The 24,284-nt window shown below is 68.4% G+C and carries 21 protein-coding genes and 5 pseudogenes; 17 read left to right on the forward strand and 9 right to left on the reverse strand.

Annotated features, from left to right (window positions below; genetic code table 11):
- The first annotated feature begins 1,040 nt into the window (after positions 1 to 1,040).
- Positions 1,041 to 1,394 (forward strand): hypothetical protein, encoded by a 354-nt coding sequence (locus tag IEY82_RS30760; RefSeq protein WP_189127768.1) that lies wholly within the window; start codon positions 1,041 to 1,043, stop codon positions 1,392 to 1,394.
- Between the two features lie 344 nt (positions 1,395 to 1,738).
- On the opposite strand, the gene IEY82_RS30765 is transcribed toward IEY82_RS30760, so the two are convergent.
- A complete protein-coding gene (locus IEY82_RS30765; RefSeq protein WP_189127769.1) occupies positions 1,739 to 2,077 on the reverse strand; it encodes a hypothetical protein in 339 nt (112 codons plus the stop codon).
- Between the two features lie 10 nt (positions 2,078 to 2,087).
- Positions 2,088 to 2,738, reverse strand: coding sequence for a winged helix-turn-helix transcriptional regulator (locus IEY82_RS30770; RefSeq protein ID WP_189127770.1), 651 nt, complete (start codon positions 2,736 to 2,738; stop codon positions 2,088 to 2,090).
- Between the two features lie 70 nt (positions 2,739 to 2,808).
- Between IEY82_RS30770 and IEY82_RS30775 the strand changes: the two genes are divergently transcribed.
- From IEY82_RS30775 to IEY82_RS39540, 4 genes and pseudogenes are all read left to right on the forward strand, one after another.
- The gene (locus IEY82_RS30775; protein ID WP_225263171.1) at positions 2,809 to 3,207 is read left to right on the forward strand and encodes a nuclear transport factor 2 family protein; all 399 of its coding nucleotides are present in this window, start codon (positions 2,809 to 2,811) and stop codon (positions 3,205 to 3,207) included.
- Between the two features lie 710 nt (positions 3,208 to 3,917).
- Positions 3,918 to 4,094: a WD40 repeat domain-containing protein gene (locus IEY82_RS39535; RefSeq protein WP_225263169.1), complete on the forward strand. Its 177-nt coding sequence runs from the start codon at positions 3,918 to 3,920 to the stop codon at positions 4,092 to 4,094.
- A gap of 80 nt (positions 4,095 to 4,174) precedes the next feature.
- Positions 4,175 to 4,303: pseudogene (locus tag IEY82_RS40545) on the forward strand (zinc finger domain-containing protein); the annotation flags it as partial.
- Between the two features lie 14 nt (positions 4,304 to 4,317).
- Entirely contained in the window at positions 4,318 to 4,518 is a 201-nt protein-coding gene (locus tag IEY82_RS39540; RefSeq protein WP_189127771.1) for a recombinase family protein, read from the forward strand.
- Positions 4,519 to 4,957: 439 nt separating this feature from the next.
- Here IEY82_RS39540 and IEY82_RS39545 read toward each other — a convergent pair whose 3' ends face one another.
- Positions 4,958 to 5,434 carry a DUF3592 domain-containing protein gene (locus tag IEY82_RS39545; RefSeq protein ID WP_225263167.1) on the reverse strand — a complete coding sequence of 159 codons (477 nt, stop codon included), beginning with the start codon at positions 5,432 to 5,434 and terminating at the stop codon, positions 4,958 to 4,960.
- Between the two features lie 532 nt (positions 5,435 to 5,966).
- Between IEY82_RS39545 and IEY82_RS30795 the strand changes: the two genes are divergently transcribed.
- Positions 5,967 to 7,205, forward strand: coding sequence for a hypothetical protein (locus IEY82_RS30795; RefSeq protein ID WP_189127772.1), 1,239 nt, complete (start codon positions 5,967 to 5,969; stop codon positions 7,203 to 7,205).
- A gap of 229 nt (positions 7,206 to 7,434) precedes the next feature.
- Here IEY82_RS30795 and IEY82_RS39550 read toward each other — a convergent pair.
- From IEY82_RS39550 to acsA, 4 genes and pseudogenes are all read right to left on the reverse strand, one after another.
- Positions 7,435 to 8,150, reverse strand: a pseudogene (locus IEY82_RS39550) (IS3 family transposase); the annotation flags it as partial.
- 152 nt (positions 8,151 to 8,302) lie between these two features.
- Positions 8,303 to 8,530 (reverse strand): annotated as a pseudogene (locus IEY82_RS40445) (universal stress protein); the annotation flags it as partial.
- A gap of 168 nt (positions 8,531 to 8,698) precedes the next feature.
- On the reverse strand, positions 8,699 to 9,541 hold the full coding sequence (locus tag IEY82_RS30815) for a universal stress protein (protein WP_189127774.1): 843 nt from the start codon (positions 9,539 to 9,541) through the stop codon (positions 8,699 to 8,701).
- Positions 9,542 to 10,037: 496 nt separating this feature from the next.
- On the reverse strand, positions 10,038 to 11,816 hold the full coding sequence (gene acsA, locus IEY82_RS30820; protein WP_189127775.1) for an acetate--CoA ligase: 1,779 nt from the start codon (positions 11,814 to 11,816) through the stop codon (positions 10,038 to 10,040).
- A gap of 281 nt (positions 11,817 to 12,097) precedes the next feature.
- On the opposite strand from acsA, the gene IEY82_RS30825 reads away from it, so the two are divergent.
- The 10 genes and pseudogenes from IEY82_RS30825 to IEY82_RS30870 all read left to right on the forward strand — a co-directional run bounded on the left by IEY82_RS30825 (position 12,098) and on the right by IEY82_RS30870 (position 20,048).
- Positions 12,098 to 12,955, forward strand: coding sequence for a universal stress protein (locus IEY82_RS30825; protein WP_189127776.1), 858 nt, complete (start codon positions 12,098 to 12,100; stop codon positions 12,953 to 12,955).
- Positions 12,956 to 13,046: 91 nt separating this feature from the next.
- On the forward strand, positions 13,047 to 13,304 hold the full coding sequence (locus IEY82_RS30830) for an ATP cone domain-containing protein (RefSeq protein WP_189127777.1): 258 nt from the start codon (positions 13,047 to 13,049) through the stop codon (positions 13,302 to 13,304).
- A gap of 109 nt (positions 13,305 to 13,413) precedes the next feature.
- Positions 13,414 to 13,833: a CBS domain-containing protein gene (locus tag IEY82_RS30835; protein ID WP_189127778.1), complete on the forward strand. Its 420-nt coding sequence runs from the start codon at positions 13,414 to 13,416 to the stop codon at positions 13,831 to 13,833.
- Positions 13,834 to 13,888: 55 nt separating this feature from the next.
- A pseudogene (gene prs / locus IEY82_RS30840) lies at positions 13,889 to 14,533 on the forward strand (ribose-phosphate diphosphokinase); the annotation flags it as partial.
- A 100-nt stretch (positions 14,534 to 14,633) separates the two neighbouring features.
- Positions 14,634 to 14,957 (forward strand): annotated as a pseudogene (locus IEY82_RS30845) (universal stress protein); the annotation flags it as partial.
- Positions 14,958 to 15,051: 94 nt separating this feature from the next.
- The gene (pdhA, locus tag IEY82_RS30850) at positions 15,052 to 16,077 is read left to right on the forward strand and encodes a pyruvate dehydrogenase (acetyl-transferring) E1 component subunit alpha (RefSeq protein WP_225263166.1); all 1,026 of its coding nucleotides are present in this window, start codon (positions 15,052 to 15,054) and stop codon (positions 16,075 to 16,077) included.
- Positions 16,074 to 17,051: an alpha-ketoacid dehydrogenase subunit beta gene (locus tag IEY82_RS30855; protein WP_189127779.1), complete on the forward strand. Its 978-nt coding sequence runs from the start codon at positions 16,074 to 16,076 to the stop codon at positions 17,049 to 17,051. The genes pdhA and IEY82_RS30855 overlap by 4 nt, the downstream gene beginning before the upstream one ends.
- Positions 17,048 to 18,403, forward strand: a complete 1,356-nt coding sequence (locus IEY82_RS30860) for a dihydrolipoamide acetyltransferase family protein (protein WP_225263164.1) — start codon at positions 17,048 to 17,050, stop codon at positions 18,401 to 18,403. The genes IEY82_RS30855 and IEY82_RS30860 overlap by 4 nt, the downstream gene beginning before the upstream one ends.
- The gene (locus IEY82_RS30865; RefSeq protein ID WP_189127780.1) at positions 18,400 to 18,651 is read left to right on the forward strand and encodes an acyl carrier protein; all 252 of its coding nucleotides are present in this window, start codon (positions 18,400 to 18,402) and stop codon (positions 18,649 to 18,651) included. The genes IEY82_RS30860 and IEY82_RS30865 overlap by 4 nt, the downstream gene beginning before the upstream one ends.
- 134 nt (positions 18,652 to 18,785) lie before the next feature.
- Positions 18,786 to 20,048: a cryptochrome/photolyase family protein gene (locus IEY82_RS30870; protein WP_189127781.1), complete on the forward strand. Its 1,263-nt coding sequence runs from the start codon at positions 18,786 to 18,788 to the stop codon at positions 20,046 to 20,048.
- 57 nt (positions 20,049 to 20,105) lie between these two features.
- Here the strand turns inward: IEY82_RS30870 and IEY82_RS39995 are convergent, their stop codons facing one another.
- A complete protein-coding gene (locus IEY82_RS39995) occupies positions 20,106 to 20,240 on the reverse strand; it encodes a hypothetical protein (RefSeq protein ID WP_263648110.1) in 135 nt (44 codons plus the stop codon).
- A gap of 39 nt (positions 20,241 to 20,279) precedes the next feature.
- On the opposite strand from IEY82_RS39995, the gene IEY82_RS30875 reads away from it, so the two are divergent.
- Positions 20,280 to 20,663, forward strand: coding sequence for a DUF3592 domain-containing protein (locus IEY82_RS30875; protein WP_189127782.1), 384 nt, complete (start codon positions 20,280 to 20,282; stop codon positions 20,661 to 20,663).
- 562 nt (positions 20,664 to 21,225) lie between these two features.
- Here the strand turns inward: IEY82_RS30875 and IEY82_RS30880 are convergent.
- On the reverse strand, positions 21,226 to 23,901 hold the full coding sequence (locus tag IEY82_RS30880) for a DUF262 domain-containing protein (protein ID WP_189127783.1): 2,676 nt from the start codon (positions 23,899 to 23,901) through the stop codon (positions 21,226 to 21,228).
- Positions 23,902 to 24,284: the final 383 nt, after the last annotated feature.

Consider the following 24,284-nt stretch of genomic DNA (forward strand, 5'->3'; position numbering starts at 1 on the left):
GGCGACGACAGCCTCACCATCCCCGGAACGGATCTACAACCCCGAACCCTCGCCTTCCGCAGCCCGCTCCACCGCTAGCCGGCGTGCGCCGCGCGGCCAACGCCGATGCCGCGATTGCCACCAGAGCGTACGCCAGCAGGTCAGCGGATGGGTCATGACGCCCAGCGGACGTCACCGCCCGTACGCAGGATCGCGTACACGCGAAGGCCGCCCCCAGGGTGACGACCCGGCGGCGTCCGCCCTCCCATCATGAACCCATCGGCTCTCGAAGGGCCCGGCGGCTCATCGAGATTCAAGATCAGAGCGCTGCGTATCCGGCGCTCATCGACAAAGAGGGAACACGATGTCCAAACGCTCCACCATCGCAGTTGCGATCGGAACACTGGCTGCGGCACTCGTCGGCCCGGGAATTGCCGCGACCGCAACCCCCGCCTCAGCCACAGCGATCTCGCACAACCAGGTCAGTGAAGTCGGCTCCACGCCCGCTGCGCCTCTCGCGACCTGTAACTACTTGGTGTGGCCGGTGCAAGGAATCAACGTCCACGCCGACAAGGACAGAAGCTCGGCCATACTCCGACACTTGCTCTACGGACTGAACTGTGGCAACTCAGAAGGAGGCGCATACGCAAGCTGCGGTTCGAGCATTCTCTGGAAGTCCTACGGCGTCGGCTGGCTCCCGACGAAGTGCCTTACGCGCGTTTGATCGGCGCCGGCTACGCACGCCAGCGCGTGGGCGCCGAGAAAACGAGAGGCGCGCGGCGCGGGGGGCGGCGATGACCGCGCGATGCAGGCCAGGGCCGTGGCCAGATCCTCACTCGTACAGCCGCTGGCGATCGTGTCATCCGGCGCGTGCGCGGCAAGCTCGGCACCGAACGCGTCGCAGGCGTCGCGACGGGCAACCAGGCTCCGAATCCGCCGCCCGCCGGCGTGATCGTCGGCCGGCCCGAGCGCCAGCGCGGATACGATGATCGCAGGTACGGCCGGTCGGGGCAGTCGAGCACGGCGAGCGCGCGAGCGGCGCCCCGACCCAGTCGCCGGCGATGACCGCGACGACCGGCACGGTGAACCGCCCCGGGTTTGATGGAGACATCGAAGACCCGGAAGGATGCCGACCATGGCTGCTCGCCTACACACGCGGGTTGGCCGAGTACATGGAGGTGTGCGAGCGCGAGGGCGTCGACCCGGTGACAGCCGGCCGGGCGCACATCGGCTTGTTCGTTCGGGCGTTGACCGAGCGTCCCAGCCGCCGGGGCGCGAACGTCGTCGCGCTTAGTACTGATGGCCCGTCCGATGCCGCAGTGCCGGGCCACACCGTGCACGGATCCGAACACGATCTGGACAACCTTTACGGTGCTGGCACGTTCCATGGCGCCTCCCTCTTGAGGAGACCGTAGGGGGACCGGCAGTCTCGGACACTCCCGCTTCAGGACGGCATTTCCGACACTGTCCGGCCCACCCACGACGTACCTACCTGCAGGAATGCCACAGAGCGGCGAGGCCCGACATCACCCGATTCGTTGATCCACAGACTCATAATCCGTGGGTCGTAAGTTCAAGTCCCACCCGCCCTACTTCTCTTGATCAGTGAAAACCCCGCCTGAACGGCGTGGAGCGGAGCCGGTGTTATGGCCGGTGTGCCTGTCGCTGCCGTACGGGAGCGTGAGGCAGACAAGGGCACGCGTGATTTTGTGGTCTCACCGGGCAGCGCTTGCAGGAGAGTTCTGGCAGCGCTTGCAGATCAACTTGATCGTCGCAGGGAGTCGACGTACTGATGGGCGGCGTGCGCCGCGCTTCGCCACAGTATGAGGGTTGCCGTGCCGCTTCCTTGGGCGGGAAAGGCGACCCATTCCCGCATGGTCCGCGTTCCCATGGTCACGTGTTCGGCGGCTCCCGCGTCGACGAGCTGGCAAGCTCGCTGGTGCGGGAGTTTCACGATGAGCTCACCATCATGACCGAGAAACGCGAAGATCTTGCCGCCGGCGCGGAGGCCTGGGCTGCGGAACATCGTTCCCATGGTGACGTCAGGTTGGTCGCTGAAGTCTTCGGCGATCTCCTCGAGGAGATCGCGGTTCGGCATGTCTCGACCGTCAGGCATCGGCTTGCCCTTTTTCCGGTAGAAGGCGTTCGAGTGCCGCCATGGAGCCGTCGACGACCATTCCCTGGGTCGTGGCTGCCTGCGGGGTCATGAGTCCTGTGAAGAGTGCGACGAGCACCTGCGGCGGCGCGGTGATCGTGGCTTCGGGTTGGCGCTGGCTCGAGCAGGGGCGCACGTCGATCTGGCCGTGGTCGGCGGTGATGTCGCAGCCGTCGTCCAGGTCGCCGAGGCGCACGGTGATGGCCGGCTCGTCAGGTGAGCCGTCTCGGCACAGATGGCGCAGTGGCAGCGAGAACCAGTGCATTCTGAACTCATCGCCGACTGGTGGCGTGATCATCAGGGGTGCGCCCCAGCGCGTCAGCTCGCGCACCACGCCGCTGAGATCCTGGCCGCGGGCGGTGAGGCTGATCAGCGTCGCGGCGATCGGTGGCGGCTCGTCGCGCCGGATGATCAGGCCGGTCGACTCCATCTCGCGCAGGCGCTCGGCGAGCAGGTTGCTGGCGATGCCGGGCAGCCCGCGGCGCAGGTCGGAGAACCGGCAGGGTCCTTGGGTGAGTAGTTCGCGGACGATGAGCAACGTCCAGCGGTCGCCAACCAGGTCCAGAGCACGGGCCATCGAACAGTACTGGTTGTACGAGCGCATGGCCCCAGCCTAAGCCCTATCGGTTGTAATTCTCAACCGAATGGTTTACTTTCTCTACCATTCATCAACGATGATCGAGGGAGATCACATGGCTTTCCTCAGCGAGCACGCGCATTGTGCGCTCAAGGACTACTACCGGGTTCTGACGGGCGGGATCGACAATTACGCGGACGGCCGCGAGCTTGCTCCCCTTCTGACCGACGACCTCGAATTCGAAGGCCCCATCGCTGGACGCGTCACCGGGGCGGCCCCTTTCCGGCAGGGCGTCAAAGGGTTCATCGCCAACGTCAGCAAGATCGACGTGATCCAGGAGGTGAACGGGCCCGAGGGCAGCGCCGTTCTCTACGAGGCCCACCTGCCCAGGGGCACCGTCAGGCTCGCCGAGTTCTTCACCTTCACCGACGGCAAGATCCAACGGCTTCGCCTCCACTACGACCCCGCCGCCTACATCGCCGCCGGAGGAGCCTGACCATGCTCAGCCTCGGCTCCGGCGTCCGCCGACCTGACTCCTCCGGCGCACGTTGCGCCGATGCCGCACGGAGGCTTCGGCGCCGCCAGCCGGCGAGGACACCGAGTTCGTGATGCTGGCGCACGAACGCTTTGACGGGCGTGCGGTCGATCGGTTCGACGCTTTGACGCGCTCCCCGGCGTGAACGCCGGGGAATCAGGCACGGGTTTCCGTCCAGCGGCGACGATCTGGCGCCCTTCGGCCCGGATGTTGATCTCGGCGTTGACATCCCGGTCGTGGGTGACTCCACACGGGGACTTCGGGATCGCCAAGCTGGTCTCGGAGACGGCCACCCGGCTGACCGCCACCGGAATGCGGACCTGGCGCCCTTCTGGGACCAGTTGCTGGCGACCGCGCTGGCTAAAGACCTCAGGAACGCCACCGGGATGCCGCGGCGATGCGACAGGCCATCGAAACCGGCTTATCCGCCCCCCATCACCCAGGCGCCTCCGCTGCCCCAGCCCCCCGCGTCCGCACGGCTACCCGGCTTGAGGCCCCCCACCTACCGAACCGGCGCCCACCGCCCCCTTGCGCCGGCCGCCCACGCATCCGGATCTCCCGGTCTCGGGGAGCGGTCCGCGCCCGAACCCGCAACGCAAAATCACGTCACTGCCGCGCCGCACCGGGTCCTGACCCGCCGCCGCCTGCTCACCGGGCTGGGCACCGCACGCTTGGCCGCCGCCCTGCCGGCCGCTTACCACGCCTTCAATCGGGGAGACACCGCCACCCTCCTCGGCCAGCCCCTCACCGGCCACGACGGCGTCGTCTACTCCGTGGCATTCAGCCCAGACAGCAAGATCCTGGCCACCGGCAGCAGGGACGCGACCGTGCGGTTGTGGCAACTGTGAGTGAATCGGCGAGGTTATCCCGAGCGTGATCCCAGGGGCCAAGGTACCTATGCGTAGCGACCGTCACTCTTTGTGCTCGGGTGCCCGGGGTCCGGCGGCCGTTAGCCGCAGTCGGACGGTTCGACTGTCCCACGTGTGAGGCGCCTGCGGGCAGCGCCTGCCGGACTCGGGGCGGCAAGGTCGCGCCGAAGTCCCACACGCCTCGCTTCATGCTGGTGCCCAGTTGCGGGCCGAACTGGAGGTGCGGACCCCGCCGACGCATGGCGCGGGCCATGCCTGGCAGGCGGGCCCGGCCGTTCAGACGGTGCCGGCGGCAGCGGCCAGGCCGACGCGGGTCGGCTACGCCCGCTGCAGCATCGCGCAACAGGAGCTACAGAGCCAGCTCGACGCTCTGGCCGAGGCGGGCTGTGAACCGATCTTCTAGGCGAAGATCAGCATCCGGCTTCTTGGCGAAGATCAGCACCCGGGTCAAGGCACGCAAGAACAAGGGCCGACATCCCTCGGGCCAGCGTCTACCGGATCCTGGCCGACGACGATGGGGTGCCGCGGCTACCTGAGCGCAGCGTGCGGCAGTCCGAGCTCGTCTTCAACGGCTGATCGGGCCCAGCTCGCCGAGGCGGGGGTGCCGCCCGACCGTGTTGTCTCGGGTGATCCATCGGAACACCGCCAGGCGGGCGGTCTGGGGGTCGGGCCAGCGGTGCACGCCCTTTCGTCCGCGAACAAGAAATCTGGCCGCCCAGCTAGAGTACGGCCTGTCCGCGCCTGGATACGGTCAGTGGTTCACCACGCCTCGCCCACGCTTACGATCTTCCGGCTGGTCGCCCGCACCGCCTGGAGCGCCGGCCGCGCAGCGGCCCGGGCACTTAGGTGTCGGCGGTCAACATGATGCTGGCATGCCCCAACGTGCCCTGCGCCACCTTCAGCTCAGTGCCCGACGCCGGCGCCAACGTCGCAGCTCCGCGGCACAGGTCGTGCAGCCGGATCGGCGGCAGCCCGCTGGCGGCTGTTCGCGTCCGTACGGGACCGGCCGCGCTGTGGGCGACCGCCGTGACCGGCTCGCCACCGCCGATCCGCTTGATCTGCGAGGTCAGCAGGACCGTGACGCGATCTCCTGGTTGAGGAGGCTTGCTCTCGCCGTAACGCGAGGTGATCTCGACCCTCTGGCCATCGCGGGTCGTGAAGCGGAAGACGGGATAGCACGCATTGCTGTCAGGGTCACTGCTCCTCTCCAGGCCGGTGACCACGCCCGGTACCCGAACCCCGCGGGCGCGGAACCGCTGTGGCCTGCGCAGGATCCAGACGCCGCACGCCAGGTTTGCCAACCCGAGAATAAAGAGCATGTCGGGCGAAGATGCCGATTCCAATAAGGATCACCTTTCGCTCAGACGACAATCCGCCGTTGGCAGGCGTTTCTCTGATCGACTACGCCACCGGCGGTTTGGTTCATGACCACACCTCGGCACACCGGTCGGCCGGATCACCGTGTCGACGACCGACCAGGCCAACCACGGCTTCGTCGACGGAGCCATCGAATCGGCCTACCAAGCGGTCACCTACCTCAAGGGACTCCGCTGACCACCGGGTGAAACGCCGCCCCATCCGGACGACTCACCCGATGTAAGGAACGAGAACGTGCTGCAGGCACGGACCTGATGGACGCGTACGACGCGACGTCGGCCCGTGCCCCGCAGGCGCGGCCGACCGGAACCGCTGCGGTGGCCGCCGCGATCCTGCCGACAGCTCCCGGCACGGAAGTCGCCGACAGCGGCCAGGCCGACCGGCTGGCCGATCGCCCAGATGTCCTGACTTACCGGCATCGCCCGGCTTGTCGGATCGCCTCTTCGCCGGCTCCGGTTCCGGCAAGATGTGTCGGTGACCGTACCTCCCTCGCGCCGGATCACCGGACTGCTGGCCGTTGCGCTCCTGATGGCGGGCGGATGCCAGCAGGGCGAGGTGCCCTCATCCCCTCAGCCTCCCTCCTTCTCGGTTCCCTCCCCGAGCGCGAGCGCGACCACGGTGACGAAGGCGCTCGATCCCGTGGTCACCACTCCGGCCACGTGTCCGGCCACGTCCCGCCGCACCGGACAGTTCCGGGTCGGCTCCGCCTCAGGGAGCTGGGAGCTCGTCCACGTCGACCAGACTCCCGGCACCGTCATGGGCTCCGGCACCGCCGCCTCTGACGGCACCCTCTGGGCGTGGCGCCTGGGACCTGGAGGAGCGCGCGAGCCGCGCCACTGGAACGGCAGTGGATGGGACGAGCCGGCCGCGGTCCCCGCCTCCGGCAGGCTGCTGGCGCTCGGTGCGGCCTCCGCCGACCGAGCTTGGGTGCTCGCCGACACAGAGGACGGCCACGCCGCCCTCTTGACCTGGGACGGCCGCGCCTGGCACACCGGCCCGCCGGAGCTCGCCGAGCAGCCGGCGCCCGCAGTCGACGCGCAGGGCACCTGGATCATCCTCGGAAGCGTCTCCATGCGCTGGGACGGCGCGGCATGGCAGTCCGTTCCCGTACCTTTCCAAGCCCTGTCCCTGAGCGGCACCGCTGACACCCCATGGATGATCGGCACCCCCGGGGAGGGTTCCGACAGGCCGTCGATCGCCCGGTGGACGGGCCGCGCGTGGCAGCCCGTGCAACTGCCGACGCTGCTGTCGCCCACCGACGCCGCACCGGTCCACGGCGACACCGGACGGACCAACCTGCGGGCGGTCGTGCGGACCGGGCCGGAGGAATGGTGGGTGCTCGGCTCGTTCCAGTGGATGGAGCGCGAGGAGGCCGACTTGGAGGATGTCTTTCTGTCCCGGGCGGTGGCAATGCGCCTGCGGGGAACCACGTGGACCTGCCTGGTGGCCGCCGAGTCGAAGCCGAAGGCGTTCACGGCGGCGGCTCCCGACGGCGAGGACGGCCTTTGGGCGGCGACCGACACCGGCACGCTCTGGCACCTGTCCTCCACCGGCCGCTGGACCAGCGAACGCCTGCCCACGGGAGAGTACGGGCCGGCGGTCGTGGAGGACCTGGTGACGCGGGATGACACAGGAGACGTCTACGCGTTGGGCGCGGTCGGCGCTCAAGGGGAGCCGGCCGGTTCGCGTGGCGCGCTGTGGCGGCTGCGCTGAACGGCGCTCGGCGTCGTCGCGGCGATGGTGGCGGCGCCGTCCCGGTCACGGATCAAAAGCAGGCCCGGCTACCGGCGTCCTGAAGATCCATCACCAGGTTCCTAACGGCCTGGGCGACCCAGTTCCCGGTGGGGTGTGCGGTGGTGCCGAGTACGCGAGGGGTGAGAGCGAGCGATCACCGTGCGCCTTCGAGCACTCGCGTGTCCGGTCTGGGAAAGAAGAGAGACTCCCGCCTGGGCCGGCAGGCGGTGAAGTCGCGCTGCAGCCGGTCGGCCGCCCGCTCGTGTCCTGGGTCGGACGTGGTGGTGCGGATCTTCTTGCCCCGGCGGACGCCTTGCAGGCCGAGCGCGCGCATCCGCCGTTCGACGGTGCAGCGGGCCACCCGGTGCCCTTCGCGCTGGAGTTGGTGCCAGATCTTGCGGGCGCCGTAGACGCCGTAGTTGGCGGCGTGGATGCGCTGGATGTGTTCGTCCAGTTCGGCGTCGCGTATGGCGCGGGGTGAGGGTGGCCGGTTCTTGGCGGCGTAGTAGGTGCTGGTGGAGATGGGGCAGCCGTGCTCGGTCAGGACACGGCAGATCGGCTCGACACCGAACACGCCGGCGTGCTGGTCGATGAAGGTCACGAGTGCGTGTGCGGCCGGTCGAGTTCGGCCGCGAAGAAAGCCGAGGCGGCCTTCAGGATCTCGTTGGCGCGCCGGAGTTCGGCGTTCTCCCGGCGCAGCCGCTTCAGCTCGGCCGACTCGTCGGTGGTGCGGCCGGGCCGGCTGCCCTCGTCGACCTGGGCCTGACGGACCCAGGTGCGTAGTGTCTCCGCGGTGCCGATGCCGAGTTTGGTCGCCACCGCGTTGATCGTGGCCCACTCGGTCGGGTAATCCGGCCGCACTTCGGCGACCATCCGCACCGCTCGGCGGCGCAGCTCGGCGAGGTAGGGAGACTTACCAGGCATGGACTCGATCCTCTCAAGAGATCAAGCCTCCACCGAACCCGGGGCGATTCAACTTCACCCTCTTCCTGCCGCGCGTGCCGCAGGGCGTCTGTCACCACGACCATGGCATGCTTGCGCAACCATCGCCGGACCTGTTCGCGGGACGCACCCGCGGATGAATCCAGGCCTGGCATGACGTGCACGAGACGAACCGTGACGCCTCGCATCGCGGCCTCGCGGACCGCCCATGCCACCGCCACGAGGCTGGCCCGCGAGCCGTCCACACCCACCACGATCACGATGCCCCCATGCGTTACGAGCCAATTTCCGTGCCGGGTGGCTCCCCTGACGGAGGGCCGGGTGAGGGCTCGGCTTCCCCGGCGCCGGGTCATCGGCCGCATCACGATCCGGCGCCTGCTGCCATGGGACAGCGCCCTCGCACTCAGCGGCGGCGATGCGGCCACCGGGATATCACCCGATCCGCGAGGGCCTGGACCACTGCGGCGGGGCAGTGGTCTCGATGCGGTACGCCCATGGCTCACCGAACCGCGGCTGCCCCCGGCCAGGTCTCACGCCTGTCGCGTTCGAGGCCGCACCACAGCCACCGGGCAGTTCACGTGGTGCAGTACCGCGTGGCTGACCGAGCCGAGCACCGCGGAGGCGAATCCACCCAGACCGCGCGAGCCGACCACCACCAGATCCGCGGTTCCGCCCGCCTGGATCAGGACATCGGCCGGATGGCCGACCACTTGTTCGCCGATGATCTCGACATCCGGGTTCTTCTCCCGCCAGGGCATCACGCGCTCGGCCGCCATGCGAATCTCCTGCTCGCGGGCGCCCTCGAGGATCTTGCTGTATCCGGCCGCCAACGGCGGGGCGATCGACATCTGCCAGGCGAACACGACGTACAGGGGAACGCCGCGGGCGCGGGCCTGCTCGAGGGCGTACTGCACAGCCGCCCTGGATTCGTCGGAGCCGTCGTCTCCGGCGACCACCCGCCGCCCGTACTGGACGACGGACGGCCCGCGGACGATCACGACCGCTCCGGCGGCGTGCCCGGCAACCCCCAGGCCGACCGAGCCGACCACGAGCCCCGCGAACCCGCCGACTCCCCGGCTGCCCAGCACCACGCTGTCCGCGGACGCCGACTCACCGACCAAGGTATCGATCACATGGCCGGGCACCAGTTCCGTGGTCACCTCGACGTCGCGCGCCAGACCGCGTGCCCGATCGGCGGCCGCGGCCAGCACCCCTGCACAGTCCTTCGTCCCCTCATCCCCGTAGCCCCATTGCTCGCACACATGCACGATTCGCAGGCCCAGCCCTCTGCGCTGGGCGTCCGCGGTGGCCCATTCCACGGCCGCCGTCGCCGGTGCGGACCCATCCACGCCGACCACGATGTGTCTGGCCATCACGCATCTCCTCCTACTTTCACCAGCCTCACGCGGCGTCCGCCCCCAGCGCCGGTGGACGAGGCGGCCCTGGTGGTCGTCGCGAGCCCGCACGGACGGTTCGGCTCCGTGACCGCAGCCATGTTGCGGCCATGCACCCTGCCCGGTGGCGATCGCCCGCCAGGGGTCGTCTGCGTGGCGCGGCCGGGTGCGCGGACGGTCACCAGCCGGACGCGACCGAAGCCCGAGCATCGCCGTCTCGAAGCGCGGCGCGGTCAATGGTGGTGGCCTCATCGGTCAACTCATCAGCTCGCCACCACCGACCGACCGTGCAAGCTCCCTGTGCCGCGCGAGTTTTGCTCTTTCAACCAGACATTCCCCTAGGAAACCGACATCAGTCCTCGCGACGATGAGCGCCATCCACGCACTCCGTGGCCCGGCTGGTCCCCGACCAGCCACGGCTCCACCTTCGGCGCGATCGTGCACGGCTGGGTGCTGGCCCGCTCCAACCGGGCGCTCACCGGGCCGGATGTTCCAAGGTCGAGACGTCGCCCTCGGGCAGGCCGAGTTCGCGAGCCTTGAGCAGGCGGCGCATGACCTTTCCACTGCGGGTGTGCGGCAGGTTCTGGTCGAAAGCGATCTCCTTGGGGGCGACCGCGCCCAGTCGGCGGCGGGCGAAGGCGATCAGTTCCAGCCGGAGCGGCTCGCCGGGCTCGTAGCCGGGATTGAGGGTGACGAAGGCCTTCACCAGTTCGCCGGCCACCGGGTCGGGCTTGCCTATCACGCCGGCTTCGGCGACCGCGGGGTGTTCCATCAGCATCGACTCGACCTCGAACGGCCCGATGAGGTGGCCTGCGGACTTGATCACGTCGTCTGCTCGTGCGACGAACCAGAAATATCCATCCTCGTCTTTGCGGGCGATGTCGCCTGACAGGTACCAGCCTCCGGCGAACGCCTTGGCGTATCGCTCCGGCTGGCCCAGGTAGCCGCGGAACATCGAGGGCCAGCCAGGCCGCAGCGCGAGTTCTCCTTCGACCTCGGGATCCGTGATCACCCGTACGTGCCCGTTGACGACGCGGGCGCGGCCGTCCGCACCGCGTTCGAGCAAGGCCGCCTCGATCCCGGGCAGCGGCCGTCCCATGGAGCCCGGTTTGATGTCCATCGCCGCATAGTTACTGATCATGATGGCGCCGGTCTCGGTCTGCCACCAGTTGTCATGGACAGGCTGGCCGAGCGTCCGCGCGCCCCAGACCGTCACCTCGGGGTTGAGCGGCTCCCCGACGCTGGCGATGAACCGCAGCCTGGACAGGTCGTACTCGCGGGGCAGAGCATCGCCACGGCGCATGAGCATGCGCAACGCCGTCGGCGAGGTGTACCAGACGGTCACGTGCTGGTCCTGCAGTATGCGGTACCAGCGTCGCGCGTCGAACTCGCCCGCGTCGACCACGAGGGTGAGCCCGAAGGTGAGGGGTGCGATGACGCCGTAGGACATGCCGGTGACCCAGCCAGGATCGGCGGTGCACCAGAAGACGTCCGAAGGACGCAGGTCAAGGGCGTACATGGCGGTCATGCGGTGGGCGACCAGGGCGTCGTGCACGTGGATCGCGCCCTTCGGCGTGCCGGTGGTGCCGCTGGTGAAATGCAGCAGCGCCATGTCCTCGGGGGCTGTGGGCGGGATCTCGAACTGCCCGCTTGCCTGTTCCATGAGCTCGCTCAGGAGCAGAGTGCCGTCGGGCGCGGGTCCGTCGCCTGTGACCAGCACATGCTCCAGGCCGGGCAGCGACTCGCGAATGACGGAGATCTTTCGCGCGTACAGGTCCGGGGTGGTCACCAGCACGCGTCCCTCCCCGAGTCGTAGCCGCTCGCAGATCGGCTCGGGGCCGAAGGCGGAGAACAGCGGAGAGAGCACGCTGACGTTCTTCAGCGTGCCCAGAACCGCCACATAGAGTTCAGGAACCCGCCCGAGCAGCGTGAACACCCGATCGCCCCGACTGATCTCCAAGCCGCGCAGCGTGTTGGCGAACCGGTTCGTCGCGACATGCAGATCCAGGTATGTCAGCTCGGTCACCCTGCCGTCCCTGCCGATGCACTGGAGTGCCACGTGGTCACACCGGGGGCTCTCAAGGTGACGGTCAACGGCCTCGTACGCCATGTTCAGTCCCCGGCCGCCGGGCGTGCCGTGGAAGAGCGACCGCCGAGCGGCGTGCCAGGAGAACCCACGACATTCATCCTGGTAGTCGATCAGGTTGGGTGTGACGGCCTGACGTCCGATCTTACGGATGAGATCCCACGTCATCTCAGGCTCCTCCTCGACCGCGGTGGACGGTCTGCCCCGTCGTGGCTGTGGCTCGAAGGACCCAGCTGCCATGGACCTTTACTCCCTGCGCTGGGAGCCCACCAAGATGGGTAGATACCCAGAAACAGACAAAAGGGCATATGCGAGCATCTGGGGGCACGCCGCTGCCGGCAGGGGCGGCCGGTGACCAGAGCGCAGCCTTGAGCACCTTTGCCGTGGCTTTGCCGCGTTTCGGGCAGGAGGTCCGCGCGGGAAGGTTCTCGGCTAGTGAAGGGCGCGACATGAACGACGTCATCGTCGTGGGGGCCGATGGCTCGCCGGGCTCCGGTGCGGCCATCGCGTGGGCGGCCGCCGACGCGGCACGCAAGGGGCTGCGGCTTGAACTCGTGCACGTGATCGAACGCGGCACCTACGACCTTCCGCGTTACCCGATCCCGTGGCTGCTCGAGCCCCTCGGGGAAGCAGCGGAGGCGATGCTCGAACAGGAGGCCAAGACCGTCATGACCCGCTGGCCCGGCGTCGAGGTCGCCACCAGGGTGATGACCGGATCGGCGGTGGCGGATCTGCGGGCGCGGGCGGAGGTGGCCGCCGAGCTGGTGGTCGGCTCGCGCGGCCGGGGCGGATTCGCCGGCGCGTTGCTCGGCTCGGTCAGCCTGGGAGTGGCGGGCCGCGCCCACGGCACGGTCGTCGTGGTACGGCCGACAGCGACCGAACACCGGCAACTCGTCGTGGGCCTGGACGAGACGGATTCCTCCGAACCCGCCCTGGCCCACGCCTTCGCTGAGGCGTCCCTGCGCCGAGTACCGCTGCGCGCCGTCTACGCCTACGCCGTCCCCGTCCATGCGGTCTCGCTCGACTTGGACCGCCTACGACGAGCCCAGTACGAGTTCATCCGCGATCGACTCGCCCCCTGGAGGGCCAGGCACCCTGAGGTCAACGTGATCGAGGACATCACCTCCATGCATCCGGTGACAGCGCTCACTGAGGCATCCAAGGACGCGGACCTGATCGTGGTGGGCAACCGAGGACACGGCGGCATAGCCTCCGCGGTGCTGGGCTCGGTCAGCCACGGCGTACTGCACCACGCTCACTGCCCGGTCGCCGTGGTCCGCCGCCAAGGCGCAGGATCTCGCCGCTGACCGCGTGCTCCGTGACGGCCGCGAACGGCCACCCGCCGATGAACAGAACCGGAACCGAAGGTTCAGGACACGCGCGAGAGAGGTGATCCGGATGGCCGTACTCCCCCGCGGGGTCCGCAAGCGCGGCGGCACGGTCGTGGCGTTCGATCCCGAGCAGATCCGGCGGGCGATCCACCGGGCGGCGGTCGAGGCCGGAGTTCTGAACCCGGGTGTCACCGGCAAGGCCGCGCATCGGGTGGTCGACCAGATCGCCGTACGCTTCGACGGACAGACGCCAACGGTCGAGCAGGTGCCCGACCGGCAGCTCGCCTGCACCCCGGTCGAATCTCCCCACTCGCTTCGCCGCTGAGGGGCTTCGGCCGATCTCGTCATGCCTGATAGGAGGCAGAACCAAGGGGTAAGTGCCGGAAGGGGGATGGGTGGTTCGGAAGGGGTGGACTGCCCAGAAGGGGGTAATCGTGAGGACCGCACGGGACATCATGCATCCGGGCGTCGAGTGCATCGGCGAGCACCAGAATCTCGCCTTCGCCGCGCGGCGCATGCGCGAGCTGGACGTCGGGGCGCTGCCGATCTGCGGCGACGACGACCGGCTCCATGGCATCATCACCGACCGGGACATCGTGCTCAAGTGCGTCGCCACCGGAGGCGACCCGAACACGGTCACAGCGGGCGAACTGGCTCAGGGCAAGCCCATCACCGTCGAGGCCGACGCGGATGTCCAGCAGGTACTCCTCGCCATGGAGCAGCACCGGATCCGCCGCCTGCCGGTGGTCGACCAGCACTGGCTCGTCGGGCTGATCAGCGAGGCCGACCTGGCTCGGCACCTGCCCGAAGAGACGGTCGGCCACTTCGTGGAGGCGATCTGCGCAAGCCCATGACCAGGGCGGTCAGCAGGAAGCCGGTGGAGGTCGCGGCACGACCGGCCGTCAGGACCGTCGGGGCCGGGCCGGGCAGGCGATCGGGATCCACGTCGTCGCCAACGCGCTTGCTTCGGCCGGAATGCGGCATCTGATCGTGGTGGATCCTCACACGGTCGCGCTGGAGGCCATCTGCGCCGTTCCGGTGGAGATGCCGACGGCCGTGCCAGTCCTTGCCCAGGCGCTCGGGGAAGTGCGGGACGACACTGTGGTGGCGGCACCCGATCTCGGCGCGGTCAAGCCGGCCGAGCACTATGGCCGGTTGCTGTCGCGGCCTGTGGCGGTGGTGCGCAAGACCCGGCTGAGCGGGACGAGCGTGATCGCCGAGGAACTGGTAGGAGACATCCGAGATCGTCCAGTGGTCATCGTCGACGACATGATCAGTACCGGCGGCACGATCGAGGCCGCCGCGGAGGTCGTGGCCGACCACGGCGCCGCACCGGAGATCGTCGTGGTCGCGACCCACGGCTTGTTCGTGGGGTCGGCGGCCGAGCGCCTCGGCCGCACCACGATCCAGCGGGTCCTGGTCACCGACACCGTCGCCCAGCCGACCAGACCGGAGATGCCGCTCAGCGTGTGCTCAGTGGCTCCGCTGCTGGCCGATGTCATCGGGCGCCTGCAGAGAGACGAGCCCCTGGACGACCTGCTGGCACGGGCATGACGCGCCACCGGGAAGGGCTGACCGTATGTCCGAACCAATCATCGTAGGCGTGGACGGCTCACGGGCAGCGCTGGCCGCAGTGCTGTGAGCCGCCGACGTCGCGGCTCGACGCGCATGCGACCTGCGGATCGTCCACGTCGTGGCACCGACCGTCCACGGCGGGCAACCGTATGAGCGCTCGCTCGACGACGCGGCTCGCAAGGAAGGCGAGCGGATGCTGGCCGAGGCCGCCGGGCTGGCCACCGAATCTCGCAAGGACGTCCATGTGAGCACCGAACTGCTCTACGGCAACACCACTGAGATCTTGCGTGCGCAGGCCGGCGAGGCCGCGGCCATCGTGGTGGGCAGCCGCGGCATGAACGGCGTCGTCATGTCACATCACCTGCTCGTCAAGCGGCTCGGCGGTCATGAGCACGCTCGCTGATCACCTGACTCGCCCGCCCAGGCCGTCTGATTAGCGGGACGGCGACAGGGCACTGGAGTGGGGATGAGGGGGGACGTACGCCGGGGGAAGACTCATGGCACGCAAGAACAAGGCGCGGACCACACTGAATCACGAGTTGCTGCGCAAGATGCTGCGTATCCGCCGGTTCGAGGAGCGCTGTGTCGAGCTCTACAGCGCGGAGAAGATCCGCGGGTTCATGCATCTGTACATCGGTGAGGAGGCCGTGGCCGCCGGCGTGTGCCAGGCGCTTTCGCCGGACGACACGGTCGTCTCAACGTATCGGGAGCATGGCCATGCGCTCGTCCGCGGGGTGCCGGCGACGGCGATCATGGCCGAGATGTACGGCAAGGCCGCCGGATGCAGCCGGGGCAGGGGCGGCTCCATGCACATCTTCGACGTCACCCGCGGCTTCTACGGGGGAAACGCGATCGTCGGCGGTGGCCTCCCGCTGGCGGTGGGGCTCGCCCTCGCGGACAGGTTCCAGGGGCGCGACCGGGTGACCGTGTGCTTCTTCGGCGACGGTGCGATGGCCGAGGGCGAGTTCCACGAGTGTGCCAACCTCGCCGCGCTGTGGCGGCTGCCGGTGCTGTTCGCCTGCGAGAACAACCAGTACGCGATGGGCACCGCGCTGGCCAAGTCGCATGCCATGACCGATCTGGCGCTCCGCGCGGCCGGCTACGGCGTTACGGCCTGGCCGGTGGACGGCATGGACGCGCTGGCCGTCGCCGAGGCGGCGGCCAGGGCCACGGAGTCGATCCGGGCCGGAGCCGGGCCGCATTTCCTGGAGTTGCGCACCTACCGGTTCCGCGCGCACTCGATGTACGACCCCGAGCGGTACCGCTCCAAGGCCGAGGTCGAGCAATGGAAGAAATGCGATCCGATCGACGCGCTCATCGCACGGATGAAGGCCACGGGGGAACTCCCCGACGACGATCTCGCCTTGCTGGAGAAGGAGGTGGCCGCGGAGATCGATCAGGCGGTCGCCTTCTCCGAGCAGGCGCCGCTCGAGCCCGTGGAGGATCTGGCCACGTTCGTCTGCAGCCCGGCTCCGCCACCGAGCGGAACGACGCCGGTGAGCCGGGCAGAAGCAGCGTCATGACCGAGGGCACCACGACGTACCGCGAGGCGATGAGGGAGGCGATACGCGAGGCGATGCGGAGAGACGAGCGTGTCTTCCTCATGGGCGAGGACGTCGGAGCCTACGGCGGCTGCTTCGCGGTCAGTCTGGGCCTGCTGGAGGAGTTCGGTCCCGAGCGGGTCCGTGACACCCCGCTGTCGGAGGCGGCGTTCGTGGGTGCCGGGATCGGGGCGGCGCTGGGCGGGATGCGGCCGATCGTGGAGATCATGACGGTCAACTTCAGCCTGCTGGCCCTTGACCAGATCCTCAACAACGCCGCGACGCTCCTGCACATGTCCGGCGGCCAGCTCAACGTCCCGCTGGTGATCCGCATGACGACCGGGGCCGGCAGACAGCTCGCCGCTCAGCATTCGCACAGCCTGGAAGGCTGGTACGCGCACATTCCCGGGCTGAGGATCCTGGCGCCCGCCACGGTGGAGGACGCCCGCGGCATGCTCTGGCCGGCTCTCCAGGACCCCGACCCGGTTCTGATCTTCGAGCACGGCTCTCTGTACAACATGTCGGGGGTAGCTCGTCCCGGTCCGGTGGACATCACCGGGGCCGCGCTGCGGCGATCCGGCACGGACATTTCACTGATCGGATACGGCGGCACCATGGGCAAGGCGCTATCGGCCGCGGACGCGCTTGCAGGCGAAGGCATCGAGGCGGACGTGATCGACCTGCGTGTTCTGCGCCCGCTCGACGATGCCACGATCATGGAGTCGGTCGGCCGGACGCACCGGGTCGTCATCGTGGACGAGGGCTGGCGCTCGGGCAGCCTGTCGGCCGAGATCGGCGCACGCATCGTCGAGCAGGCCTTCTACCAGCTCGACGCGCCGGTCGCGCGGGTGTGCACCGCAGAGGTCCCCATTCCCTACGCTCGTCACCTGGAGGAGGCCGCCATTCCGCAGGTGTCCGCGATCGTCGCGGCGACGCGGGAGGTGCTCGCCTCATGACCGGCGCCGGGCCCTCGGAGTTCCGGATGCCCTCGCTGGGCGCCGACATGGAGTCGGGCACCGTCGCCGAATGGCTGGTCCAGCCAGGAGATTCGATCCGCAAGGGTGACATCATCGCGGTCATCGACACCGACAAGGCCCTGATCGAGGTCGAGTCGTTCCACACAGGCGTGGTGGACAGCCTGCTGGTGAGCGCGGGTGAGCGGGTCCCCGTCGGCACGCCCCTCGCCCTCGTCACCACCGCCCCGGCTCCAGCCAGGCCCTCCACGCGGGAAAGGCCACCGGCCCCGGCCGGGAAAGAGCACCCGAGGCCGGCCCCCGGCGCGCCGGAACCAGCCCCCGCGCCCCCATCGCCGCCCGTCACCTCCCCCATCGTGCGGCACCTCGCCGAGCAGCGAGGACTTGACCTGGCTTCCGTGCACGGCACGGGTCCGGCCGGGCGGGTGATCCGCGCCGACGTCGAGCGCGCCCAAGCCCGGGCGAAGGCCTCGCCGCTCGCCCGCAAGCTCGCTCGGGAGCTCGGCGTCGACCTCGCCCGAATCACGGGCACAGGACGCACAGGGGCGATCCGCGCTGACGACGTCCGCGCCGCCGCCGTACGCCAGGGCAAGCCCCGTGAGGCGGCAGTGAGAGCCTCGGCCCGGCCGGCCGCGCCCGCGGCCGCCGAGAGGCCGGCCCAGGAACGCCGCGGAGAGGCGATGCGCCAGGCGATCGCGCAGGCGATGGCCAGGTCGAAACGGGAGATCCCGCACTACTACCTGGCCACGACCGTGGACATGAGCGCCGCGCTCGCCTGGCTACGCCAGCGCAACCGGGACCTGCCGGTGCCTCAGCGGTTGCTGCCCGCCGCGCTTCTGCTCAAGGCGACTGCCCTGGCAGCCAAGGAGGTCCCGCGGCTCAACGGCTTCTGGATCGATGACGCCTTCGTACCCGGCGACGCGGTGCACCTGGGCGTGGCGATCTCGCTCAAAGGCGGCGGCCTGATCACACCCGCGCTGCACGCTGCCGCCGGCCGCGAACTCGGCGATCTCATGGCCGGGCTGAAGGACCTGGTCGCCCGGTCGCGCGCCGGACGGCTGCGCGCCACGGAGATGACCGAGGCCACCATCACCGTCACCAACCTCGGAGACCTGGGAGTCGAGCTCGTTCACGGCATCGTCCATCCCCCGCAGGTGGCCCTCGTCGGCTTCGGCAAGATCCTCGACCGGCCCTGGGCAGTCGACGGCCTGCTCGGCGTCCGGCCCCTCGTCACCGTCACCCTGGCCGCCGATCACCGCGCCACCGACGGCTTCACCGGCGCCCGGTTCCTCGCCGTCGTCGAACGGCTGCTCAACCATCCGGAGGAGCTATGACCCCGCAGCAGGCACGGGAGCTCATCGAGCACGCGCTGGCTCAGGTGGCACCGGACGCCGACCTGGCGACGCTCCCGCCGGATGCCGACCTCCGCGACATCCTCGAACTGGACTCGCTGGACTTCCTCAGCTTCGTGGAGGCGCTCAGCGACGCCAGCGGCTATCGCATCGAAGAGGACGACTACCCCGCGTTCTCCACCGTGGCAGGCGGAGCGGGCTTCCTCGCCGCCCATACCGGAACCAGTTGATCCGACGCTCACGGCAGCGCGCCGGCTTCCTGCTCCGGCCAAGACCACATCGCTCTGGTGACCACGCTGGTCGTCCGCTGCCACGATCGGCGCTGCGCCGTGCTGTTGGAGCGGTCCCCGAGCACACTGTCCCCATGGACACCGCGATCGTGCTCTTCAACCGCGACCTGCGCGTGCACGACCATCCGGCTCTCGCCGCCGCCTGCGAGCGGGCCGGCCAGGTGGTGCCACTGTTCGTACTGGACCCGTCCATACCCGGGGACGCACGGCACGGCTTCCTGTTGCAGTGTCTGGCCGACCTGCGCGCCTCGCTCCGGCAGCTAGGAGGCGACCTGGTCGTACGGCAGGGGGACGCCGTCGCCGAGACAATGAAGCTGGCCGGTGAGGTGGGCGCGGCGGCGATCCACGCCAGCGCCGACGTCAGCTCGCTGGCCCGGCGGCGTGAGGCACGCTTCGCCGAGGAGCGGATCGAGTTCCTGCGTCATCCCGGGGTGACCGTCGTGCCCCCGGACGCGCTGCGGCCCTCCGGCGGCGGTGATCATTATCGGGTCTTCACCCCCTACTGGCACGCCTGGCTGCGCCATCGCCACCGGCCGGTGCTGCCGCCTCCGCACCGAGTCCGGCTGCCCTCCGGCCTGGCGCCCGGCCGGCTGCCCCGGCCCGGCACGGACCCGGCCATGCCGGGCGGCGAGTCGGCGGGCCGCGAACGCGCGGACCGGTGGCTGCGGCAGTTCCTCGCCGGCTACGCCGACGGGCACGACGACCTGGCGGGTGACCGCACCTCGCGGCTCAGCCCGTATCTGCGCTTCGGCTGCGTGTCACCGCTGGAGCTGGCCTGCCGCGCCGAGCGCAGCGAGGACTTCGTCCGCCAGTTGTGCTGGCGGGACTTCCACCACCAGGTGACCTACGCTTTCCCCCGCATCAACCGCGAGAACTACCGCCACAGGGAACGCCGCTGGCGGCACGACCGCGACGCGCTGTGCGCCTGGCGCCGCGGCATGACGGGGCTGCCCATCGTGGACGCGGGGATGCGCCAGCTTCTCGCCGAAGGCTGGATGCACAACAGAGCCCGCCTGATCGTGGCGACATACCTGGTCAGACGGCTCGGCCTCGACTGGCGCGACGGCGCGCGGCACTTCTTCCAGCACCTGCTCGACGGTGACGTGGCCAACAACTCGGGCAACTGGCAATGGGTGGCCGGGACCGGCAACGACACCCGGCCCGGCCGCGGCTTCAATCCTCTGCGCCAGGCCAAACGCTACGATCCGGCAGGCGCCTACGTCCGCAGGTACGTGCCCGAACTTGCCGATGTTCCCGGCGCGAAGATTCACGAACCATGGCGGCTGCCGTCCCTTCCCGCCGGATATCCCGCGCGACTGGACGGCACCGACGGGTAGGCACGGCCGCGAACCACCCTGCGACGCGGGAGTCGCTGATCACGGAGGTGTCCGGGTTCACGCGACGATCTGATCGCCCGGCTGTTCCTCGATCACCATGCCCCCTCCTTGACGTCGGGAGCCTGTAAAAACGTTGATGTGGTTGTGAACCAAACCACCGGTGGCGTAGTCGATCAGAGAAACGCCTGCCAACGGCGGACTGTCGCCTGAGCGAAAGGTGATCCTTACGACATGCTCTTTATTTTCGGGTTGGCAAACCTGGCGTGCGGCGTCTGGCTGCTGCGCAGGGCACGGCGGTTCCGCGCCCGCGGGGTCCGGGTACCCGGCGTGGTCACCGGCCTGAAGAGGAGCAGTGACCCCGATAGCAATGCGTGCTATCCCATCTTCCGCTTCACGACCAGCGATGGCGAGGAGTTCGAGATCACCTCGCGTTACGGCGAGAGCAAGCCTCCTCAACCAGGAGATCGCGTCACGGTCCTCTACGACCCTGACAAGCAGCGAAATGCACGCATCGACACCGGCGGTCAGGACGGTTCCACGATGGGAAGGTGGGTCGTGGGCATAGGCCTTTTCCTCATCACCCTCGGCGTGCTCACCGCCTTCGAGATCATCTGATTCTGGCGCGAACTCTAGCGAAGTCGTCCCCATGTGGTGGCCCGCGGCCGCCTGACCGTCGCGGCCGGTGGTCGCCCACAGCGCGGCCGGTCCCGCACTGACGCGAACGGCCCAGCAGACACCCGAACTGGTGGCGCACGCCGTGTACCTCACCGCGTACATGCCGGCGTCAGGCTGCACGCGGCGGCGTACACGCGGCTTCCTGAGGCCGTCGATGACCGTGTCGCGCCGTTGTTGCCCGCAGGCCCTCGCTCTTCCCTGCCACCACACCTGGCCGGGCTTGGCCAGGAATACGTCCTGCCGACGCTCGCGGAGGAGGTCGGGGATGAGGCTTCCGCTGCCGAGGACCCGCAACTCACAGATACCGACGTGATCCCAGCAAGTGATAGCGGGAGGATCTGGACATGGCAGCAGGACTCTTCTCGGAGCCGGATGCCGAGGAGGATCGGCAAGCGTCACCTGACGTGTGAGGTACAGGCTGGAAGCCTGGTCATCGACGACTTACCTCAGCTGTTTCGCCTTACCGTCCCACAAGACGGACCACGGACCAGGTCACCCCCTCCTACTCCTCCGATGCGGACACCGCGGCCCTGAACCAGTCAAGCGCCCCAACGACCACGTCAAACACCGCGACGCTCGCCAGCTGGCTGTTCTTGATGGAGGGATACAGCTCCAGCTTGGCGACGGGAATGTCCACGCCGGGTGCGTCGTTGAGCCGTTGCCGAAGCTCCTCTCGCAGCGCCGGATCATTGAACGGCTTGCGGTTGCGCAGCAGTCCGAAGGGAATCTCGGCGGTCTTGGCGTAGAAGCGGATGGCGTACAGGGACTGTTCCCCGACCTTGATGATCGGCGCGCACGAGGCGTTGGCGGAAGTGCCGTAGTGAAGCTCGCCGCCCCGTGAACGCCAGTGCTCCAGCAGCCGCTGAACCGCGCCGGCCGCCTGCGGCCCGCTCTGATCGTTGAGCTGACGCAGAAAACGCTGTTCCAGTGCCGTCAGCCCTTGCGGCGAAAGGGACTCATCGCCGGCGGCCTCAGTCTCGGCCAGATCCGCGGCGATGGGCAGACCGAGTAGTTCGGCGATGTCACGTACGCTGAGGTGCTGGTCCGCGGAGGCACGTCCGGCTTCGTCGAAGACGAGCCCTTCCGTGCGCAGCACCTCGTGCACGTCTCGGTCGTCATCGGGATCGACCCAGCGGAAACCGTCGGAGACCTGTCCCGACCTGGTAAGGACCCGGTGCGCATTAAGCACCGGGGCGCTCGCCAGATGTACCCCGACGGGCACCGGATGCGAGCCGATCAACTCGGCAAGGTCCGAGTACGAGGTCCAGGTGGCGGTCGGCAGCGCGGCCAAGGCACTGTGCAGTTGTGTCCAGTCGCGGGAGGCGGCGCTGCCCCGGCCGGACTCCTCCGGCCCGGGCCAGATGACGATCGCCCGGTCGGCCAGGCGATCAGCGCGGGCCAGGATCTCGGCCTTCCCCCAGCGTTCGCAGGTGGCGATCTCCTGGTTCATCACGAGCCCGCTCTGGCCCAGCTGTTTGCGTTTGGCGGCGAAGGAGTTGTTGCTCAGCTCGGAGTTGTAGCCGCTGAGCGTGAGGTTCCCCAGAGTGTGTACGAGCTGGCGATGCAGGAGATCGGCGTCGTCTCCCCCGCTGGAGAGTTCACTCAGCCAATCAGCGGTCATGGACTGCGGTAGGACGTGCTCGATGGTGATGCGTTTGTCGGCGAGGTCCACCCGCTCCTTGCTGCCCAGTGACTCCTCGATGCGCCGTAGGACGAGCTTCTGCTGCACTGTACGTCCCTGCCAGTAGAAGGCGCGGCTGCGGATCTCCTCCCTCAACTGCTCGTCCGAAGGCCAGTACAGTCGGGCGGGCGACAGCACGACCCGGACCGCCTGTGGGACCTCCTCTTCGGCCACCAGCTGGATGGCGAGCCGCTGAAAGATCCGGTTGAGATTGCCTGTGGTGACCCCGGCGATCAGGCGGCGAACGAGGAAACTCTCGACATAGGCCAGCGCTTCATCCACCTCCTCGTCGCCGATGTAGTCGTCCTCCCGCAACTCCAGCAGGCGCATCACCAGCGGGTAGACGGTCGAAGCCTGCCACTCCTTGAGGAAACGCAGCCGCCCGGCGAAGGGCAGGTCGTCAGCGGGGAAAAGGATCTGCTTGAGATGCAGGGCACGCCGGTACAGGTCGCGGGCATACTCCTCGATGCGGTGCTCGTCCCCGGACAGCGCCAGGAGCACCTGCTGGTGGCCGCGGTAGACGGCGTTGTACTGGGCATCGTCGCCTTCCTTCAGCACCAGCACCAGGTACATCAGCTGTTCCATGGCCTTGGCGTCCAGCAGGTCCTGGATCGGCTTCCAGTACTCGTCGTAGACGTGCTGGCCCCGGGTGGGCAGGCACATGAAGACGTAGTTGCGGATCAGGTCCACCTGGCTGAGCCGCATGCCCGTATTGTTGATCGACTCGAAGATACGGAACGCGTTGTCGTCCTTCTCCACCAGGATCTGCACGAGGTTGAGCCGGTCCAGCAGCACCGACTCCACGCGCGCGATGTCATGTGGGTCTGCTGGATCGTCGAACTCCTTCAACATCGCGCGGAAGAATTGGTAGGCGTTGCCGATCAGGCTGTCGGACTTGCCCTCCAGCCTGCCGTCCACGCAAGCCTTGAAGGCCGTTCGGTCCGCTTGGGTGGGCAGGAGTCTGTAGCGCAGCTCTCCCTGCTGGAACTTGTTGATCAGGTGCAGCTCGTTGATGCGTTCCAGAGCTGTGGGATCCTCGGCCATCAAGTGGTCCCGGATCGCGCAGAGCGCGAGCATGAGGGTGGTGAGACGCTGTTGTCCATCCACGATGATCCATTGGGACCGACTCGGTGCCAGCTCTGGCCCCGGAGCGAGGACCACCGATCCCAAGAAGTGGCTGGGTGCATCCTGCCGTTGCTCGGCCAGCACGTCGACCTGGGCGGTGATATCAGACCACAGTTGGGTGAGCTGCGGACGTTCCCAGGTGTATTGACGCTGGTAGAGGGGGACCAGTAATTGCTGGTCGCCCTGAATAAGCTTGCGAAGGGTGGTTTCGTTCGCCTTCATGCCGTCCCGTTCCATTGCCCGAGCAATCGGTGCATCCAAAGACACACAACTTACGACGCGCTGCTGAACAGCCGCAAGGTCCGCATTCGTGATACACGGCAGCACCGGTGCGACACCGCAGCGCGTGTCTGCAACGATCAGCAGGTACAACTGACGACAGAGAAGCCTGATCGTGATTCACTTGCTTAATTCTCATTTATTGAGGTGATCTCGGCGAGATAATTCGGAACGATTGAGAATCCATGGAACGCAGGCGGTGACGTTCCAGAATTTTTGGGAGAAGTCGGCGAAGGCCGGAGACAGCGTGGAGCCTTCGGTAGATGAGTGCTCACTACAGAAGTCCCTCCGCCGAAAGGCTCCACGTGATTGCCCATCGTGCCGCGCTCGACGTCTCCCGTGCACTCGTTCAGCATGTCGCCCTCCTCTGTTGGGTCGGCGAGGTCGAACCCGGCTGCCTCCACCGTCCGGCTTCCGGCCCGCACACGGTAGTGCCGTAGGTCGCCGAAGCGAAGGGACGTTCACCCTCAGGCGGG

The sequence above is a fragment of the Nonomuraea cavernae genome (assembly GCF_014646355.1).
Lineage (GTDB): Bacteria > Actinomycetota > Actinomycetes > Streptosporangiales > Streptosporangiaceae > Nonomuraea > Nonomuraea cavernae.

Bases quoted from the DNA above. Each gene is read 5' to 3' on its own strand.
- IEY82_RS30760 (WP_189127768.1), top strand. From the start codon at position 1,041: ATGACCGCGACGACCGGCACGGTGAACCGCCCCGGGTTTGATGGAGAC.
- IEY82_RS30765 (WP_189127769.1), bottom strand. From the start codon at position 2,077: ATGCCGAACCGCGATCTCCTCGAGGAGATCGCCGAAGACTTCAGCGAC.
- IEY82_RS30770 (WP_189127770.1), bottom strand. From the start codon at position 2,738: ATGCGCTCGTACAACCAGTACTGTTCGATGGCCCGTGCTCTGGACCTG.
- IEY82_RS30775 (WP_225263171.1), top strand. From the start codon at position 2,809: ATGATCGAGGGAGATCACATGGCTTTCCTCAGCGAGCACGCGCATTGT.
- IEY82_RS39545 (WP_225263167.1), bottom strand. From the start codon at position 5,434: ATGCTCTTTATTCTCGGGTTGGCAAACCTGGCGTGCGGCGTCTGGATC.
- IEY82_RS30815 (WP_189127774.1), bottom strand. From the start codon at position 9,541: ATGGCCAGACACATCGTGGTCGGCGTGGATGGGTCCGCACCGGCGACG.
- acsA (WP_189127775.1), bottom strand. From the start codon at position 11,816: ATGACGTGGGATCTCATCCGTAAGATCGGACGTCAGGCCGTCACACCC.
- IEY82_RS30825 (WP_189127776.1), top strand. From the start codon at position 12,098: ATGAACGACGTCATCGTCGTGGGGGCCGATGGCTCGCCGGGCTCCGGT.
- IEY82_RS30830 (WP_189127777.1), top strand. From the start codon at position 13,047: ATGGCCGTACTCCCCCGCGGGGTCCGCAAGCGCGGCGGCACGGTCGTG.
- pdhA (WP_225263166.1), top strand. From the start codon at position 15,052: ATGGCACGCAAGAACAAGGCGCGGACCACACTGAATCACGAGTTGCTG.
- IEY82_RS30855 (WP_189127779.1), top strand. From the start codon at position 16,074: ATGACCGAGGGCACCACGACGTACCGCGAGGCGATGAGGGAGGCGATA.
- IEY82_RS30860 (WP_225263164.1), top strand. From the start codon at position 17,048: ATGACCGGCGCCGGGCCCTCGGAGTTCCGGATGCCCTCGCTGGGCGCC.
- IEY82_RS30865 (WP_189127780.1), top strand. From the start codon at position 18,400: ATGACCCCGCAGCAGGCACGGGAGCTCATCGAGCACGCGCTGGCTCAG.
- IEY82_RS30870 (WP_189127781.1), top strand. From the start codon at position 18,786: ATGGACACCGCGATCGTGCTCTTCAACCGCGACCTGCGCGTGCACGAC.
- IEY82_RS30875 (WP_189127782.1), top strand. From the start codon at position 20,280: ATGCTCTTTATTTTCGGGTTGGCAAACCTGGCGTGCGGCGTCTGGCTG.